The organism is Pseudomonas sp. LBUM1662, assembly GCF_059695915.1.
The window spans coordinates 2,038,323-2,054,679 of sequence record NZ_CP166793.1; the positions used below are offsets into that span (position 1 = coordinate 2,038,323).

Consider the following 16,357-nt stretch of genomic DNA (forward strand, 5'->3'; position numbering starts at 1 on the left):
TAAGGGTGCATATCACTCTTAGGGAGCGACACCATGGGTTCCACGTTCAACGGTCTGATTGGCCTGATCATTCTTGCCCTGGATATCTGGGCAATCATCAACGTACTCAAAAGTGGCGCCGACACAGGGATGAAAATCATCTGGGTGCTGCTGATCCTGCTGCTGCCGGTCCTGGGCCTGATCATCTGGGCCATCGCCGGGCCACGGGGCAATGTCCGGATCTGATCCCAACACCGATCCCTGTAGGAGCGAGGCTTGCCCGCGAAGAACGTTCACACGGTTTAACAGAAAGACCGCGTTATCGTTCTTCGCGGGCAAGCCTCGCTCCTACAGGTCCTTGCATGTCAGAAGGTTCGACCTGTCATCTTCCGCAACGTAGAATGCGCGCCTTTCCCGGTTAATCGAGCCGATCGATTGGCCATCATGGGCGGGTAACCGTCCGTTGCCACCGCATTCATCGGAGCACTTCCCATGAGCAACATCACCCCCAGCGACTACCTGGAAACCCTCTACGAAGGCTACGGCCAACGTTTTCGCATGGAAAAACTGCTGCACGAAGTGCGCACCGAACACCAGCACCTGGTGATTTTCGAGAACCCGCGCATGGGCCGCGTGATGGCGCTGGACGGCGTGATTCAGACCACCGAAGCCGACGAATTCATCTACCACGAGATGCTCACCCACGTGCCGATCATCGCCCATGGCTCCGCCAAGCGCGTGCTGATCATCGGTGGCGGCGACGGCGGCATGTTGCGTGAAGTGGCCAAGCACCGCAGCATCGAGCACATCACCATGGTCGAGATCGACGGCACCGTGGTCGACATGTGCAAGGAATTCCTGCCGAACCACTCCAAGGGTGCGTTCGATGATCCGCGCCTGAACCTGGTGATCGACGACGGCATGCGTTTCGTCGCCACCACCACCGAAAAATTCGACGTGATCATTTCCGACTCCACCGACCCGATCGGTCCGGGTGAAGTGCTGTTCTCGGAAAACTTCTACCAGGCCTGCCGTCGCTGCCTGAACGAAGGCGGCATCCTGGTGACCCAGAACGGCACGCCGTTCATGCAGATCGAAGAAGTCAAAACCACGGCCGGTCGCTTGCGCAGCCTGTTCCCGGACTGGCACTTCTATCAGGCCGCGGTGCCGACCTACATCGGCGGCTCGATGACCTTTGCCTGGGGCGCGACCAACACGGCTTATCGCAAGTTGTCCCGTGAAACCCTGCAACAGCGTTTCGCCGGCAGCGGCATCATCACCCGCTACTACAACCCGGAAATCCACATCGGCGCCTTCGCCTTGCCGCAATACGTGCTGCAAGCGATCAACAAGCCAAGCAACGACTAAACTGTACGCACCACCCCTTGTAGGAGCGAAGCTTGCTCGCGAAAGCGGTGTATCAGGCAATACACAAGTTGACTGATAAACCGCTTTCGCGAGCAAGCTTCGCTCCTACAGGTTTCAGTAATTTTTCATACCTGCGTGCGGTAATCCGTTTGAACGATCACTCAGGCCAAAAGTCCAGATGGTTGTAAGCCCATTTGCGGGTTTGTTCGAGGAGGCACTGATGCAAAAGTGGAAAATCACTTTCGTGGATGATCACGGTGAAACAGTCGATGAAGTCTTTGAGTGCGACGAGTGCCCGGACAACGAGCAAGCCGCCAAGCTCATCAAGGCCCGGCTCCTTCCTGTCGCCGCCGAACTGGATCTGAATGATCTGGAAGGGCGAACCGACGACGCGAGCGTCAAAAGTCTCAAGACCCAGAACAGCATACAAATCCTCGGCATCACGCCAATCTGAACAACACCTGTCTCATTCTTATCCAGGCCTTGGCAGCGCCTCTGTCTTGGGGCTACTCTGCAAGCGAGATCAGCGAACGGATCGCTAAGGTCTGGTCTTGTCAGCTACATGCTTGCTTCCCACCGGCAACGTTGTTGCCGCATCGCTCGCACCAATCGGTTGCGCGTGCCGGGAATACGGAAAGTCTATCCATCATGATTGAGGGGGACGTTTCATGAGCACAGCCTATCAAGAAGACATCAGCAGCAGCGTGTTGCGCCGCATGAAAGAAGGCGGTTTCGATTTTTCACGGTTCCATCCCATCGAGTTCTACGCCATTTTCCCGGACGAGGAGCGGGCACGCAGGGCGGCAGGGCAATACAAGGGTGAATCCTTGAACGCGCAGATCAGTGTGCGCGATGACGGCGCATGGGCGCTCGAACTGAGCAAAGTCATGTATGCCACCTACGATGATATCGGCGACTTCGAGCAGGGTTTCGAGGCGGTGGTCGAGCCTCTGGGCGGCATCATCGAAGGGTGGGGCGTCAAGCAGGAGATACGAGGGCTACTCGCATAACCTTATGAACAGTGACAACGCTCAGCAACGGCTGACCTTCGGGTTGGCCGTTTTCGTTTGTGGGTTTTGAAGATCAAGATCAAAAGATCGCAGCCTCGTTGCACTCGACAGCTTCTACAGTGCAACGAGGCTGCGATCTTTTGATCCCGTTTTTGCTTCATAACATTTCAAGAAAGCAAAAAAAACCGCCTGAGCAGGCGGCTAAAGGGAAGTTTTGGTCGTTTTTACAGCAGATGCGCGGATTATCCGCAGCGCCGGCCGGGCAGTGAAATCAACTCTGACTATGCTGGTGATAGGCGACAACGTCGCCTTGCAATGAAGCGGGGGCGATCAGGTTGGGGCGTTTGCTGCACAGGATTGGTGCGGTGCAAATGGCGTGATTATCCAACTGGTTGATAACAAAGCGTTTCTGCCGATGGCACGGGCCTTGCGAAGCCTAGATGTCCGGGTGACAAGGAGTACGGCATGATCCGCACCTATTTTGATGAGATGTACGATGCCGGCGGCCAGGTCCGCCCGCATTATCGGGAGTTTGCCCGTTGGCTGGCCGAGACGCCTGACGAGCTCTTGGCACAACGGCGACGCGAGGCCGATCTGTTATTTCATCGCGCCGGGATTACCTTCACGCTCTACGGCGATGAGCAGGGCACAGAGCGCCTGATTCCTTTCGACACCATCCCGCGCAGCATCCCCGCCAGTGAATGGCGGATTGTCGAGCGCGGCTGTATCCAGCGAGTCAAGGCGTTGAACATGTTCCTCGCCGACCTCTATCACGAGCAGCGCATCATCAAGGCCGGCATCATCCCGGCCGAGCAAGTGCTGGCCAACGAGCAATACCAGTTGGCGATGCAAGGGCTCGATCTGCACCGCGACATCTATTCGCACATTTCCGGCGTCGACCTGGTACGCGATGGCGACGGCACGTACTACGTGCTCGAAGACAACCTTCGTACACCCAGCGGCGTGAGCTACATGCTCGAAGACCGCAAGATGATGATGCGGCTGTTTCCCGAGTTGTTCTCGGCCCAGCGCATCGCACCGATCGACCATTATCCAAACCTGCTGCTCGACACCCTGAAAAGCTCCAGCCCGATCGATAACCCGAGCGTGGTGGTGCTGACGCCGGGTCGCTTCAACAGCGCGTTTTTCGAGCATGCCTTCCTGGCGCGTGAGATGGGCGTCGAGTTGGTCGAGGGCGCGGACCTGTTCGTACGTGACGACAAGGTGTTCATGCGCACCACGGACGGGCCGAAAGCCGTCGATGTGATCTACCGTCGCCTCGACGATGCATTCCTCGATCCGCTGGCGTTCAACCCGGACTCGATGCTCGGCGTTCCTGGGCTGCTGTCGTCCTATCGCTCCGGCAATGTAGTGCTGGCGAATGCCATCGGCACCGGGGTCGCGGACGACAAGTCGGTGTATCCATTTGTCACGGACATGATCCGTTTCTACCTGGACGAAGAACCGATCCTGAAAAACGTGCCGACGTTCCAGTGTCGCAACCCTTCTGAACTTTCCCACGTACTGGCCAATCTTCCCGACCTGGTGGTCAAGGAAACCCAGGGCTCCGGCGGTTACGGAATGCTGGTGGGGCCGGCGGCAACGGCGGCGGAAATCGAGTCGTTCCGCGCGCGGATCAAAGCCAAGCCTCATGCGTATATCGCGCAACCGACGTTGTCCCTGTCGACCTGTCCGACCTTTGTCGAAAACGGCATCGCGCCACGCCACATCGACCTGCGTCCGTTTGTATTGTCTGGCCGCGAAACCCGGGTTGTACCCGGTGGTTTGACCCGTGTTGCCCTGCGTGAAGGCTCCCTGGTGGTGAATTCCTCCCAGGGCGGCGGCACCAAGGACACCTGGGTGGTCGAGGATTGAAGGAAGCTTGCCATGTTAAGTAGAACTGCCTCGGATTTGTATTGGATGTCGCGTTACCTGGAGCGGGCGGAAAACCTCGCACGGATGCTCGACATCAGTTATTCGCTGTCGCTGATGCCGCAGGATGGTCGCGGTGACGGTCTGCACGAACTGGCCATGCCGCTGCTGATTACCGGCACCCTGGACGATTACCTTGAGCGCCACGGTGATTTGCACGCCGAACGGCTGCTGCATTTCTTTGCCCTGGACGCGGCCAACCCGGCGAGCATCTACAGTTGCCTCGGCGCGGCGCGGGCCAGTGCCCATGCGGTGCGTGGGCGAATCACCGCCGATATGTGGGAAAACATCAACGCCACCTGGCTGGAAATTCGCGGGATCGCCGAGCAAGGCTTGAGTCGCTACGGCATGAGCCGTTTCTGCGAGTGGATCAAGGAACGTTCCCACCTGTTCCGTGGCGCGTCCTACGGCACGATCATGCGCAACGATGCGTTCCGTTTCATTCGTCTGGGGACGTTTATCGAACGGGCTGACAACACCTTGCGCCTGCTCGACGCCCGCTACGAAATGGCCGGCGATCAGGCCGAAGCGGTCAGCGATGGCACGGCGCACGCCTATTACCAGTGGAGCGCGTTGCTGCGAGCGTTGTCCTCTTTCGAGGCCTACACCGAGATCTATCGCGACGCACCCGGCGCCCGGCACGTGGCCGAATTGTTGTTACTGCGCGCTGACGTTCCCCGTTCGTTAAGGGCCTGCACCGAAGAAATCGACCAGATCCTCGCCCAACTGCCGGGGGCCAATGGCCGTCCCGCGCAGCGTCTGGCGGCGGAAATGGACGCGCGCCTGCGCTACACCGGCATCAACGAAATTCTCGACGAAGGGCTGCACGCCTGGCTGACCGAATTCATCCCGCTGGTGCGCCAGTTGGGTAACGCCATTCACAGTTCCTACCTGGAGGCTGCATGAGACTTTCCATTAGCCACGAAACCACCTATCACTACGAAGATCAGGTGCGGGCGAGCATCCAGTACCTGCGACTGACACCCCACGACAGCGAGCGTCAGCACGTACTCAGCTGGCAACTCGACCTGCCGCGCCCGGTGCGTGCGCAACTCGATCCGTTCGGCAACATCCTGCATGTGCTGACCATGGATGAGCCGCACGAGGCGATCATCATCGGCGCCCGTGGCCAGGTGGACATCGACGAACTGCGCGAAGCCGAACATGAAAGCCAGTCGGCGCTGCCGTTCCTGCGCTTCACCCGGCTGACCGAAGCCGACGAGGCGCTGCGTGCATTCGCCGAGAAGGAATGCAAAAAACGCCGGGATCGTACGGCGCTGATCGACTTGATGCATGGCCTGAATTCGCACATGACCTACACGCCGGGTTCCACTGAAGTCGACACCAGCGCCGCTCAGGCTTTCGCTGGCCGATCCGGCGTCTGCCAGGATCACACGCACGCGTTTCTCGCCTGCGCCCGCAGCCTGGGCATTCCGTCGCGTTATGTGTCGGGGTATTTGTACAGCGAGAACAGCGAACACCTGGCCAGCCACGCCTGGGCCGAAGCCTGGCTCGATGACGCCTGGTACAGCTTCGATGTGACCAACGAACTGGCCCGGCCGGAGCGGCATTTGAAACTGGCGGTGGGCCTGGATTATCTGGACGCCTGCCCGGTGCGTGGCATGCGCCGGGGCGGTGGGTGCGAGCAGATGCATGCGAAGGTGTTTGTGTCGCCGACGCCGATGCCCGCGCCGGTTATCTCCGTCCAGCAGCAATAACCGCAACACCACCCCTTGTAGGAGCGAGGCTTGCCCGCGAAGGCGTAGTGTCATTCACATTGATGGCGACTGACACTACGCCTTCGCGGGCAAGCCTCGCTCCTACAGGGAATGGGTTCAGGGCTTAACCTTGCGCCCGGCCATATGCTTCAAATACCCCACCAACATGTCCAGATCGCCATCCGGCAACACCGTCGGCGCAAACCCCGGCATCTTCGCCTGAGGCCACTGCCGCAAGCTCTGCGGATCTCGAATGTAGCGCTTCAGAAACTCCGCCCCAAAGTACTCGGTCGGGCTAAATGGAATGTTCAAATCCGGCCCGAACTGCGCATCCCCGGCACCGTTCAATCGATGGCAGGCCAGGCAATTTTTCTGAAACAGCGCAAAGCCTTTGTTCACCGGATCATCCGCCTTCAACGCAGGATCAGGCAGCAGGGCAGGGAAGCGCTCGGCCACCGGCGCCATGCGCTTGATACTCGCCACTTGAAACGGCCATTGCTCGGGGCTGATGTTGCCGGCTTGCGGATCGACCCAAACCAGATAGAACGGCCCGGCGCCCGGTTTGCCTTCAGATAACGCAGGCCACGGCTTGGCCGGGTCTTCAACCGCCAGCCACGCGCGCGCACCCTTGGTATTCAGCAACGGCGCCGCCGACAGCTCTGCGGCAAACCCGTCGAGCGCCACGGCTTGCAGATGGTCTTCAGGTTTAATGCCGGTCAACAATGCCGCCAGCGGGACTGCGCGATAGCTCATCTCCCGCTTATAGGAAACGTCGTCGCTGATGGTGATGGTCTGGGCCTGAGGGTGTTTGAGCAACTCCTCGGTCTGCCAGGTGCGACTGCTCGCGCCCAGCTCGAGGTTCAGCTGTGCGGCATACAAGGGCGTGCTGAGCAGCAAGGCCCCGAACAGAATGAGCGTTTTCAAATGATCGCCGTCCATGTCGTGGAAGTGCCGCAAAGGTTGGCACACCCACGCTGGCCCGGGTAGCGAGCCAGTCACATTTTTAAGAGGGCGATGTAAAAACCTGGCGCCGTATTATTTGAAGTCCGACTAGCCGATCACCTTGGTCAGGTTCGGCAAAATCAACAACAGCGTAGTGGCGAAAAGAATGAGCCCGGCTTGACGTACTTTCGAATGCTTGAACATGGCTTGACCGCCTTTTTTGTTATTTCCTGATGCCTGCCTGCATATCTCCATGACGGCAGAGCGCTGAACTTCCTGTAAGACGAGTGCCTCGGCAAAACCCGACGACAACTTCGTACATGTTCACCTTAGAGCCCGCGTCACGCTTGGTTTAGATCCATTTCGTATGGCTCGCGCACTTAAAGCTTTTAAAAAAGCATGAGGCCTATTGCCAGCTTCTTGGGCGCCCGTTTGCTAGACAGCTTGGTGACGTGAATCGGTTAATCCGGCCGTGGGCGACCGTCCGTCTGAGCGTGTCCGTCAACGCCAGTGAGCATTGCGGTCATTGAATCCATGGCGGCTCGGCCTAAGGTGGAAGCTCAGTATTTCGCCCAGTTTCGAGGACGTCATGACCCAAGCTTTGATTTTCGACGCGTTACGCACGCCCCGTGGCAAAGGCAAGGCCGATGGCGCCCTGCACAGCGTCAAACCGGTGAATCTGGTGGCCGGGCTGCTCACGGCGTTGCAGCAGCGCACATCTTTGGACACCAGTCAGGTCGATGACGTGGTGCTTGGCTGCGTCACGCCGATCGGCGATCAGGGCTCGGACATCGCCAAGACCGCGGCACAAGTCGCCGATTGGGACGTCAGCGTGTCTGGCGTGCAGATCAATCGCTTCTGCGCTTCGGGGCTTGAAGCCGTGAACCTCGGCGCGATGAAAGTCCGTTCCGGCTTCGAAGACCTGGTGGTGGTCGGCGGCGTCGAGTCCATGTCCCGCGTGCCGATGGGCAGCGATGGCGGCGCTTGGGCGCTGGACCCGGAAACCAACCTGCACAGCCATTTCACCCCGCAAGGCGTCGGCGCCGACCTGATCGCCACGATTGAAGGCTTCAGCCGCCAGGACGTCGATGCCTACGCGCTGCACTCCCAGCTAAAAGCAGCACGAGCGCGGGCGAACGGCTCGTTCAACAAATCGCTGGTGCCGGTGCAGGATCAGAACGGCATCATCTTGCTCGATCACGATGAATTCATCCGCGCCGAATCCACCCTGGAAGGCCTGGGCAAGCTCAAGCCGAGCTTCGAGATGATGGGGCAAATGGGCTTCGACGCCACCGCGTTGCGCGTTTACAGCCAGGTGGAGCGGATCAATCACGTCCACACGCCGGGCAACAGCTCCGGTATCGTCGATGGCGCCGCCCTGATGCTGATCGGCTCCGAGGCGAAGGGCCGGGCGCTGGGTCTGCAGCCTAGGGCGCGAATTGTCGCCACCGCCGTCACTAGCACCGATCCGACCATCATGCTCACCGGCCCGGCGCCGGCCACCCGCAAGGCATTGGCCAAGGCCGGGCTGCGGGTCGAAGACATCGACCTGTTCGAGGTCAATGAAGCTTTCGCTTCGGTGGTGCTGAAATTCATCAAGGACATGGCCATCGACCCGGACAAGGTCAACGTCAACGGCGGCTCCATCGCCATGGGCCACCCGCTGGGCGCCACTGGCTGCGCGATCCTCGGCACGCTGCTCGATGAATTGGAAACCCGGCGCCTGCGCTATGGCCTCGCGACCCTGTGTGTCGGCGGCGGCATGGGCATTGCCACCATCATCGAACGCCTCTGAGCCCCGACCTTAAGGAACAAGTGACATGACCGAAGCCATTCGTTACGAAAAAGGTCAGGACCAGATCGTCGTCCTGACCATCGACATGCCGGGCCAGAGCGCCAACACCATGAACGCGGTCTATCGCGAGGCCATGGCCGCCTGCGTCACCCGTCTGGTGGCCGAAAAGGACAGCATTGCCGGCGTGATCATCACCTCGGGCAAGAAAACCTTCTTTGCCGGCGGCGACCTCAATGAACTGATCAAGGTGGGCAAACCCGAGGCCAAGGCCTTTTACGACATGGTCCTGACGCTCAAAGGCCAGCTGCGCACCCTGGAAACCCTCGGTAAACCGGTGGTGGCCGCGATCAATGGCGCGGCGCTGGGCGGTGGCTGGGAAATCTGCCTCGCCTGCCATCACCGCGTGGAGCTGGACAACCCATCCGTACAACTCGGCCTGCCGGAAGTGACCCTCGGCTTGCTGCCGGGCGGCGGCGGGGTGGTGCGGATGGTGCGGATGCTGGGCATTGAAAAAGCCTTGCCGTACCTGCTCGAAGGCAAAAAAGTCCGGCCGCAACAGGCGTTGCAAGCAGGTTTGATCGATGAGCTGGCAGCGGATCGTGATGAATTGCTGAGCAAAGCGCGGGCCTGGATTGTGGCCAATCCATCGGCCGTGCAGCGTTGGGACGTGAAGGGTTATCAGATTCCCGGTGGTACGCCGTCGAACCCGAAAGTCGCGCAAATGCTCGCCATCGCGCCGTCGATCCTGCGCAGCAAAACCCAGGGCTGCATGCCTGCGCCGGAGAAGATTCTTTGCGCGGCTGTCGAAGGCGCTCAAGTGGATTTCGACACCGCTCACCTGATCGAAACCCGCTACTTCACGGAATTGACCACCGGCCAGATCTCGAAAAACCTGATCGGCACCTTCTGGTTCCAGCTCAACGAGATCAACGCTGGCGGCTCGCGGCCCAAAGGGTTTGCACCTTACGTCACACAGAAAATCGGCGTACTTGGTGCCGGGATGATGGGCGCCGGCATCGCCTTTGTCAGCGCCTCGGCCGGCATCGAAGTGGTGCTCAAGGACATCAACCTCGCGGCGGCGGAGAAGGGCAAGGCCCACTCGGCAGCGCTGCTGGACAAGAAAGTCGCGCGCGGCCAGATGCTCCCGGAACAGCGAGAGGCGATTCTGGCGCGAATCCGTACCAGCGAAAGCGATGCCGACCTGGCCGGTTGCGACCTGATCATTGAAGCGGTTTTCGAAGACCGCGAGCTGAAAGCCAAAGTCTCCTCGGCGGCGCAAAAAGTCGTCGGCCCGACCGCCGTGATCGCCTCCAACACCTCAACCTTGCCGATCAGCGGCCTGGCCACTGCGGTGCCGGACCAAACGAAGTTCATCGGCCTGCATTTCTTCAGCCCGGTGGAGAAAATGCCACTGGTGGAAATCATCAAGGGCGCCCACACCAGCGACGAAACCCTGGCACGCGGCTTCGATTTCGTCCTGCAAATCAAGAAAACCCCGATTGTGGTCAACGACAGTCGCGGCTTTTTTACCTCACGGGTGTTCGGCACCTTCACCAACGAAGGCATCGCCATGCTCGGCGAGGGCGTGAGTGCGCCGATGATCGAAACCGAAGCGCGCAAGGCCGGCATGCCGATCGGGCCTCTGGCGATCTCCGACGAAGTTTCCCTCAGCCTGATGAGCCATATCCGCCAGCAAACCGCCAAAGACCTGCAAGCCGAAGGGAAACCGCTGATTGAGCACCCGGCGTTTGCCGTGATTGACTTGCTGCTCAACGAATACAAGCGGCCCGGTAAAGCCGCAGGAGGCGGTTTCTACGAGTACCCGGCCGGTGGCCAGAAACATCTGTGGCCCGAGCTCAAAACCCGTTTCGAGAAAGTCGACGGGCAGATTTCGCCAAAGGATGTGCGCGATCGCCTGCTGTTCGTGCAAGCCATCGAAACCGTGCGTTGCGTGGAGGAGGGCGTGCTGACTTCAACGGCGGACGCCAACGTCGGCTCGATCTTCGGGATCGGCTTTGCGGCCTGGACCGGCGGAGCGCTGCAGTTCATCAACCAGTACGGCGTAAAAGACTTCGTCGCCCGCGCCCAATACCTGGCCCAGCAATATGGCGAGCGTTTTGCGCCGCCGGCGTTATTGCTGGAGAAAGCCGCCAAAGAGGAGGCTTTCTAAGGGACGTATGACGCCTTCCGGGGCTTGCCTTGTCACGGTGTTTCGAGGCAGGCTCTGGGGTGTGCATTATTCCCATCACGTGTCAGGTATTTTTTATGTCGTTACGCATCTGCATTCTGGAAACCGACATCCTGCGTCCGGAACTGGTCGATCAATATCAGGGTTACGGGCAGATGTTCCAGCATCTGTTTTCGCAGCAACCGATCGCTGCCGAGTTCACCGTGTACAACGTGATGCAGGGCGAGTATCCGAGTGATGATTTGAAGTTCGACGCTTACCTCGTCACGGGCAGCAAGGCCGATTCCTTCGGTACCGATCCGTGGATTGAAACCCTCAGGGCTTATCTGCTGACTCGCTATGAGCGCGGCGAAAAATTGCTGGGCGTGTGCTTCGGCCACCAGTTGCTGGCGCTGTTGTTGGGTGGCAAGAGTGAACGGGCGACCCAGGGTTGGGGCGTCGGCACTCACAAATACAAGCTCGCCGCCAAGGCGCCGTGGATGAGTCCGGTGCGCGAAGAGCTGACACTGTTGATCAGCCACCAGGATCAGGTGACATCGCTACCGGAAAACGCCACGGTCATCGCCTCCAGCGATTTCTGCCCGTTCGCCGCGTACCACATCAACGATCAGGTGCTGTGCTTCCAGGGGCATCCGGAATTCATTCACGATTATTCCCGAGCGCTGCTGGAGATTCGCCAGGAAGCGCTGGGCGAGCAGATTTATACGAAAGGCGTGGCGAGCCTTGAGCAGGAGCATCACGGCACGACCGTTGCGGAGTGGATGATGCGTTTTGTGGCGCACAAGCCAGAGGCTGTTTAAACCTTTAGAAGCTTCGCGGGCAAGCCTCGCTCCTACAGGATTTTGGTGATCTGTAGGAGCGAGGCTTGCCCGCGAATTTACCAGACGCCGCGATAACGACTACAACCACCCCGACTTCTTGAAACTCGTCCACAAACTCACACACCCCACCGCAATAAACCCCAACACCCCGAAATACCCGTAGTGCCAGGTCAGCTCCGGCATGTTCTGGAAATTCATCCCGTAAATCCCCGCCACCGCCGTCGGAAACGCCAGAATCGCTGCCCACGCCGCAAACTTGCGCTGTACCACGCTCTGGCGTGACGCTTCCAGCAACACCCCGACCTCAATGGTCTGGCTGGCAATATCCGCCAGGGTCGTCAGGTCTTCCATCTGCCGCGTGACATGAATCTGCACATCGCGGAAATACGGGCGCATGTTCTTGTCGATAAACGGAAAGTTCAGCTTCTGCAGCTCCTCACCAATCTCCACCATCGGCGCCGCATAACGACGCAGGCGCAAGACGTCGCGGCGCAAGCCGTGGAGCTTCTGGATGTCGTGTTCATTCAGCGCGCTGCACAGCACGTTGCGCTCCAGCTCATCGATCTCGGCATGGATCGCTTCGCCCACCGGCTGGTAGTTTTCAATCACAAAATCGAGGATGGCATAGAGGACGAAATCTTCCCCGTGCTCCAGCAGGATCGGACGCGCCTCACAGCGCTGGCGGACCAGGGCGTAGGACGCCGAGTGACCGTTGCGGGCGGTAATGATGTAACCGTTGCCGGCAAAGATATGAGTCTCGATGAACTCCAGTTTGCCTTCGTGCCGGATCGGCGAATACGTGACGATAAACAGGGCGTCGCCGAAGGTTTCGAGCTTCGGTCGGCTGTGCTTTTCCAGGGCGTCTTCGATGGCCAGTTCGTGCAGGTTGAACTGACGCTGCAGGTTGGCCAGCTCTTGGGCGTCCGGCTCTTCAAGGCCGATCCAGACAAAGTGGCCAGGCTTTGCAGCCCAGGCAGCGCCTTCGTCGAGGGTAATATTGGTGACTTTTTTACCAGCGCTGTAAACCGCAGCAGCAACAACTCTACCCATGATTCAGGTTCACTTCTTATTTGCAGGTGGCAGTGGCAGGCAGTGCTCAGCTTAGCCTTGTCTGCTGCTTGAGAGTCAGTGAAATCTGTCGAGTTCGCCGGCAGAAGCTCGCAGGCGAAAAAAACCCGCACTCGGCGGGTTTTTTGTTAAGCGGCTTGCAGCTGCCGATCCATTGACTCGATGCACTCGCGCATCTGCTCGCGGCACTGGGCCATCAACAGGGGCATGTCGTCCAGGCTCAATCCAGCCGTAGGAATCGCTGGCAGCGAGCGGATCAGAATTTTCCCACTGCGCCAGCGGTTCAATCGCATGTGCTTGACGTAACTGCTGACACACACCGGCACGATCGGCACCCCCGCGGCGATCGCCATCTGGAACGCGCCTTTCTTGAACGGCAGCAACTCTTCACCGAGGTTGCGCGTGCCTTCGGGGAAGACCCAGATCGATGTGTCTTCATGCTGCAAGGTGTGCGTGGTGGTCAACATCGACTGACGCGCCTTGTGCGCATTGCCGCGATCGATCAACACATTGCCCGCCAGCCAGAACAACTGCCCGAACAGCGGCACCCACTTCAGGCTCTTCTTGCCGATGCACACGGTACGGCGGGGCACCACGTTGCCGAACACAAACAGATCGTAGTTGGACTGGTGGTTGGCGATGATCACGCAGCTGTCGGGCTTGTTCATCAATGGCTCGACATCGGCCTTCACCCGCAAACGTAAAATACACATCGCCGGCCACGCATACAGGCGTGCGCACAGACGGCTGTTATCCGGGTTGAACGGGCGACACAGGCCCAGAATGACCCCAAGCACACCGGCCAGAATAAAGTGCAGGCCCATCAGTAACATACGAAACACAAACAGCATTTACAGGCCCCACCGGGACAAAAGGTGGCGCAGTGTACGGATGTGCACTGTTTTCGGCAATTGCCGCTATAGAGGGTGGAGATAGGCGATGTTTGTGCGCATGTTTCCGACTTGTGGGTCAGACGCGTGCTAGAGCGGTTGTGGGATTTTCAACAGCGAACGTACGAAAAAGCCCGACACGACGGTCGGGCTTTTCGGTGCAGCGTGTCTGGGCTTAACCCATGTGTTCCTGATCCAGGATGATCGCGTTGTCCAGCGTATCGAGCAGCGCCTTGCGCACTTTCAGCTTGGTGTTCTTGTGCGCGGTCATGTTGATCTTCTTCAATTGACGCGCCGCCGCCAGCGCAGCACCTTGCAGCTCTTCGGCCGACACCACCACATCGAGGAAACCGGCATCCACGGCACTCTGCGGATTAAACATCTCGCCGTTGATGACGGAGCGGTGGAACGCCGACTTGCGCAGACGATCACGTGCGATCTCGATACCGGCGTGGTGCATGGTCATGCCGATCTGCACTTCGTTCAGGCCGATGCTGAACGGGCCGTCGACACCGATGCGGTAATCCGCCGACAACAGCAAGAACGCACCCTTGGCCACCGCATGCCCAGGGCACGCCACAATCACCGGGAACGGGTGCGACAACAGGCGACGGGCCAGCGTCGAACCGGCCGTCACCAGCGCGACCGCTTCTTTAGGGCCTGAGGTCATCACCTTCAAGTCATAACCGCCGGACAGAATCCCCGGCGTGCCGGTAATGATCACCACCGCACGATCAGTCACCGCCTGATCCAGCGCAGCATTAAACGCAGCAATCACGTCCGGGGAGATGGCATTGACCTTGCCATTGCTCAAGGTCAGGGTCGCGATACCGTCTTCGAGATGGTAGGAAATCAGGTCGCTCATCTTGTGTTCCTTTTGTTTTTAATAGGCTGAAACCCTTTTATTTAAAGGGTTTGGTTAATTTCTTTGGGTTGGATCTGTACAGCTTTTCTTTGTGTGGTGTCCACAAAGTGTCCACGGCTGCCAGCGAGAGGGTTCAAATTGACAACCTCCGCAAGGTGGCCGGGGCTGAAGTGGGCATAACGGATAGTCATTTCCAGTGTTGAATGTCCAAGCACCCGCTGCAATGTGAGGATGTCCCCGCCGTTCATCATGTAGTGACTGGCGAAGGTATGACGAAGGACATGCGTAACCTGGCCCTTTGGTAAGCCAAGGTCTAATTCGTTTACGACATCGGAAAAGGTGTACCAGGTTTCCCGGTAGGAAGACTTGAACGGCATAGATTCTGTAAGCAATTTCTCCAGCGCCGGCGAGATTGGAACCGTGCGGTTTTTAGCTGACTTCGTTCGAGTGAAGTGAATGCGACCGTCCCTCACTTGCCCTGGCTCCAGATTTGCCGCTTCTGCCCACCGTGCGCCAGTTGAAAGGCAGACGCGTGCGATGGCGCTAACGTCTGACTCGTCTTCGTCAAGTCGCGTCAGCAGCAGCGATATTTGATCGCTGGACAGATAGGCCATCTCGCTTTGATCGAACTTCAAGGCCCGGACCTTGGATAACGGGTTTTCCCCTGACCACTCCCCCAAGCGCTCCAGTTCATTGAACACAGCACGCAAGTAGCTCAGTTCGTGGTTTGCCGTGTTCGCTGTAATCGGCGTCGTGGCTCCGTTCCGTTTGCCATCTTCGTCTACTTTTGCGCGGCCCCATTTACCGGCGAGCCGATCTGATCGGTATTGGGTAAAGCTACTCGCGGTGAAGTCGGTAGCCCGAGGATCGCTCAGGTTTTTGACCATGCGCTCAAGGAAGGCTAGGCATTTTTCACCTCTCTTGAGGTGGCAGCCGTGGAGCCTGAACCATAGAGAAACGAGGTCTGAAAGCCGGCGTTCGTCCTGTTTTGGCTTCTTTTCAAACTCGCCTTTGGCACCGTCCCCCATCAAGCGACGTTCGTAAACCATTGCTTCGTTTTTGGTTCGAAACTTTTTCCTAACACGTGCGCCTGCGCGGCCATCCGGCCGACAGTCCACGAGCCATTCACCAGACTCAAGCTTTTTTAATGACATAAGCCGCACACAAGTCGGATGGAAAAAAGGCTCACAGGACAATCCTTGTCAGAGGTTAGAGAGGGCTGATCTGGCCGCATTCTGGTGCTACGTCGCCGGTCATTAACCAAAGCGTGTATTTCTTGAAACGCGGGTGGTTGACGATCTTGAAAATGGGTGGGGCGCCCATTTCAGCAATGCCTGCCTCGTATTTTTTGTAGCTGCTGATGCTGATTTCCATCACCTCGCAGAACTCATTTTGAGTGAGCGCTTCCTTCGCCCTGATCGCCTTCAGCTTCGCTGGAATTTCCACGATGTCTCCCTTGACAAGTTCCATGCATGGAACCAAGATAGTTCCATATCTGGAACTTTTTCAGAATATATACCCACGGAGAATACCAAATGCAGGTTGTAATCGACACGCCATACGTGACCCCAGATGAGTTTGCGCGTCGTGCTGGGCTCTCGGAGCGCTCTGTGCGTCACAAAATAGACCAAGGGATGATTCTGGTCAGGGAGAAAGAGCCAGGCCAAAAGAAAGGCACGGTCTTCATCAACATGATCTACCTGGCTATGGAGGCGACGGAACAGGCCGAGCGTGTTCGGGGTGGGAAAAGTAAGAGCAAGACTGGCGAGCAGTAAGGGGCC

The 16,357-nt window shown here is 58.5% G+C and carries 17 protein-coding genes; 11 read left to right on the plus strand and 6 right to left on the minus strand.

What is annotated here, in order from left to right:
• Positions 1-33: 33 nt before the first annotated feature.
• The 7 genes from ACA049_RS09215 (at position 34) to ACA049_RS09245 (ending at position 6,007) form a co-directional block, all read left to right on the plus strand.
• A complete protein-coding gene (locus ACA049_RS09215; RefSeq protein WP_008148797.1) occupies positions 34-225 on the plus strand; it encodes a PLDc N-terminal domain-containing protein in 192 nt (63 codons plus the stop codon).
• A gap of 246 nt (positions 226-471) precedes the next feature.
• Positions 472-1,347, plus strand: a complete 876-nt coding sequence (gene speE, locus ACA049_RS09220; protein WP_497334813.1) for a polyamine aminopropyltransferase — start codon at positions 472-474, stop codon at positions 1,345-1,347.
• Positions 1,348-1,567: 220 nt separating this feature from the next.
• Positions 1,568-1,801 carry a hypothetical protein gene (locus tag ACA049_RS09225; protein WP_497334815.1) on the plus strand — a complete coding sequence of 78 codons (234 nt, stop codon included), beginning with the start codon at positions 1,568-1,570 and terminating at the stop codon, positions 1,799-1,801.
• A gap of 214 nt (positions 1,802-2,015) precedes the next feature.
• Positions 2,016-2,357, plus strand: coding sequence for a ribonuclease E inhibitor RraB (locus ACA049_RS09230; RefSeq protein ID WP_497334817.1), 342 nt, complete (start codon positions 2,016-2,018; stop codon positions 2,355-2,357).
• 465 nt (positions 2,358-2,822) lie between these two features.
• On the plus strand, positions 2,823-4,232 hold the full coding sequence (locus ACA049_RS09235; RefSeq protein ID WP_017337349.1) for a circularly permuted type 2 ATP-grasp protein: 1,410 nt from the start codon (positions 2,823-2,825) through the stop codon (positions 4,230-4,232).
• Between the two features lie 12 nt (positions 4,233-4,244).
• Positions 4,245-5,195, plus strand: a complete 951-nt coding sequence (locus ACA049_RS09240; protein WP_010456611.1) for an alpha-E domain-containing protein — start codon at positions 4,245-4,247, stop codon at positions 5,193-5,195.
• Positions 5,192-6,007, plus strand: a complete 816-nt coding sequence (locus tag ACA049_RS09245) for a transglutaminase family protein (protein WP_219095559.1) — start codon at positions 5,192-5,194, stop codon at positions 6,005-6,007. Before ACA049_RS09240 ends, ACA049_RS09245 begins: the two co-directional genes overlap by 4 nt.
• A gap of 117 nt (positions 6,008-6,124) precedes the next feature.
• Here the strand turns inward: ACA049_RS09245 and ACA049_RS09250 are convergent, their stop codons facing one another.
• Positions 6,125-6,946: a c-type cytochrome gene (locus tag ACA049_RS09250; protein ID WP_497336799.1), complete on the minus strand. Its 822-nt coding sequence runs from the start codon at positions 6,944-6,946 to the stop codon at positions 6,125-6,127.
• A 592-nt stretch (positions 6,947-7,538) separates the two neighbouring features.
• Here ACA049_RS09250 and ACA049_RS09255 point away from each other — a divergent pair.
• The 3 genes from ACA049_RS09255 (at position 7,539) to ACA049_RS09265 (ending at position 11,732) form a co-directional block, all read left to right on the plus strand.
• Positions 7,539-8,744 (plus strand): acetyl-CoA C-acetyltransferase, encoded by a 1,206-nt coding sequence (locus ACA049_RS09255; protein WP_497334819.1) that lies wholly within the window; start codon positions 7,539-7,541, stop codon positions 8,742-8,744.
• 25 nt (positions 8,745-8,769) lie between these two features.
• Positions 8,770-10,914: a 3-hydroxyacyl-CoA dehydrogenase NAD-binding domain-containing protein gene (locus ACA049_RS09260; RefSeq protein WP_497334821.1), complete on the plus strand. Its 2,145-nt coding sequence runs from the start codon at positions 8,770-8,772 to the stop codon at positions 10,912-10,914.
• A 95-nt stretch (positions 10,915-11,009) separates the two neighbouring features.
• Positions 11,010-11,732 carry an amidotransferase gene (locus ACA049_RS09265; RefSeq protein WP_497334823.1) on the plus strand — a complete coding sequence of 241 codons (723 nt, stop codon included), beginning with the start codon at positions 11,010-11,012 and terminating at the stop codon, positions 11,730-11,732.
• Between the two features lie 99 nt (positions 11,733-11,831).
• On the opposite strand, the gene ACA049_RS09270 is transcribed toward ACA049_RS09265, so the two are convergent.
• The 5 genes from ACA049_RS09270 to ACA049_RS09290 form a co-directional block, all read right to left on the minus strand.
• Positions 11,832-12,803: a magnesium and cobalt transport protein CorA gene (locus ACA049_RS09270; protein WP_497334825.1), complete on the minus strand. Its 972-nt coding sequence runs from the start codon at positions 12,801-12,803 to the stop codon at positions 11,832-11,834.
• A gap of 146 nt (positions 12,804-12,949) precedes the next feature.
• Positions 12,950-13,672, minus strand: coding sequence for a lysophospholipid acyltransferase family protein (locus tag ACA049_RS09275; protein ID WP_497334827.1), 723 nt, complete (start codon positions 13,670-13,672; stop codon positions 12,950-12,952).
• 214 nt (positions 13,673-13,886) lie between these two features.
• Positions 13,887-14,576, minus strand: a complete 690-nt coding sequence (locus tag ACA049_RS09280) for a crotonase/enoyl-CoA hydratase family protein (RefSeq protein WP_497334829.1) — start codon at positions 14,574-14,576, stop codon at positions 13,887-13,889.
• A 41-nt stretch (positions 14,577-14,617) separates the two neighbouring features.
• The gene (locus ACA049_RS09285; RefSeq protein ID WP_497334831.1) at positions 14,618-15,730 is read right to left on the minus strand and encodes a phage integrase; all 1,113 of its coding nucleotides are present in this window, start codon (positions 15,728-15,730) and stop codon (positions 14,618-14,620) included.
• Positions 15,731-15,785: 55 nt separating this feature from the next.
• On the minus strand, positions 15,786-16,046 hold the full coding sequence (locus ACA049_RS09290) for a helix-turn-helix domain-containing protein (RefSeq protein ID WP_245006776.1): 261 nt from the start codon (positions 16,044-16,046) through the stop codon (positions 15,786-15,788).
• A 65-nt stretch (positions 16,047-16,111) separates the two neighbouring features.
• Here ACA049_RS09290 and ACA049_RS09295 point away from each other — a divergent pair, with 65 nt between their 5' ends.
• Positions 16,112-16,351 carry a hypothetical protein gene (locus ACA049_RS09295; protein WP_497334833.1) on the plus strand — a complete coding sequence of 80 codons (240 nt, stop codon included), beginning with the start codon at positions 16,112-16,114 and terminating at the stop codon, positions 16,349-16,351.
• The last annotated feature ends 6 nt before the right edge of the window (positions 16,352-16,357 follow it).

Excerpts from the sequence above, each read along its gene's own strand:
- ACA049_RS09215 (WP_008148797.1), top strand. The coding sequence starts at position 34 with ATGGGTTCCACGTTCAACGGTCTGATTGGCCTGATCATTCTTGCCCTG.
- speE (WP_497334813.1), top strand. The coding sequence starts at position 472 with ATGAGCAACATCACCCCCAGCGACTACCTGGAAACCCTCTACGAAGGC.
- ACA049_RS09225 (WP_497334815.1), top strand. The coding sequence starts at position 1,568 with ATGCAAAAGTGGAAAATCACTTTCGTGGATGATCACGGTGAAACAGTC.
- ACA049_RS09230 (WP_497334817.1), top strand. The coding sequence starts at position 2,016 with ATGAGCACAGCCTATCAAGAAGACATCAGCAGCAGCGTGTTGCGCCGC.
- ACA049_RS09235 (WP_017337349.1), top strand. The coding sequence starts at position 2,823 with ATGATCCGCACCTATTTTGATGAGATGTACGATGCCGGCGGCCAGGTC.
- ACA049_RS09240 (WP_010456611.1), top strand. The coding sequence starts at position 4,245 with ATGTTAAGTAGAACTGCCTCGGATTTGTATTGGATGTCGCGTTACCTG.
- ACA049_RS09245 (WP_219095559.1), top strand. The coding sequence starts at position 5,192 with ATGAGACTTTCCATTAGCCACGAAACCACCTATCACTACGAAGATCAG.
- ACA049_RS09250 (WP_497336799.1), bottom strand. The coding sequence starts at position 6,946 with ATGGACGGCGATCATTTGAAAACGCTCATTCTGTTCGGGGCCTTGCTG.
- ACA049_RS09255 (WP_497334819.1), top strand. The coding sequence starts at position 7,539 with ATGACCCAAGCTTTGATTTTCGACGCGTTACGCACGCCCCGTGGCAAA.
- ACA049_RS09260 (WP_497334821.1), top strand. The coding sequence starts at position 8,770 with ATGACCGAAGCCATTCGTTACGAAAAAGGTCAGGACCAGATCGTCGTC.
- ACA049_RS09265 (WP_497334823.1), top strand. The coding sequence starts at position 11,010 with ATGTCGTTACGCATCTGCATTCTGGAAACCGACATCCTGCGTCCGGAA.
- ACA049_RS09270 (WP_497334825.1), bottom strand. The coding sequence starts at position 12,803 with ATGGGTAGAGTTGTTGCTGCTGCGGTTTACAGCGCTGGTAAAAAAGTC.
- ACA049_RS09275 (WP_497334827.1), bottom strand. The coding sequence starts at position 13,672 with ATGCTGTTTGTGTTTCGTATGTTACTGATGGGCCTGCACTTTATTCTG.
- ACA049_RS09280 (WP_497334829.1), bottom strand. The coding sequence starts at position 14,576 with ATGAGCGACCTGATTTCCTACCATCTCGAAGACGGTATCGCGACCCTG.
- ACA049_RS09285 (WP_497334831.1), bottom strand. The coding sequence starts at position 15,730 with ATGTCATTAAAAAAGCTTGAGTCTGGTGAATGGCTCGTGGACTGTCGG.
- ACA049_RS09290 (WP_245006776.1), bottom strand. The coding sequence starts at position 16,046 with ATGGAACTTGTCAAGGGAGACATCGTGGAAATTCCAGCGAAGCTGAAG.
- ACA049_RS09295 (WP_497334833.1), top strand. The coding sequence starts at position 16,112 with ATGCAGGTTGTAATCGACACGCCATACGTGACCCCAGATGAGTTTGCG.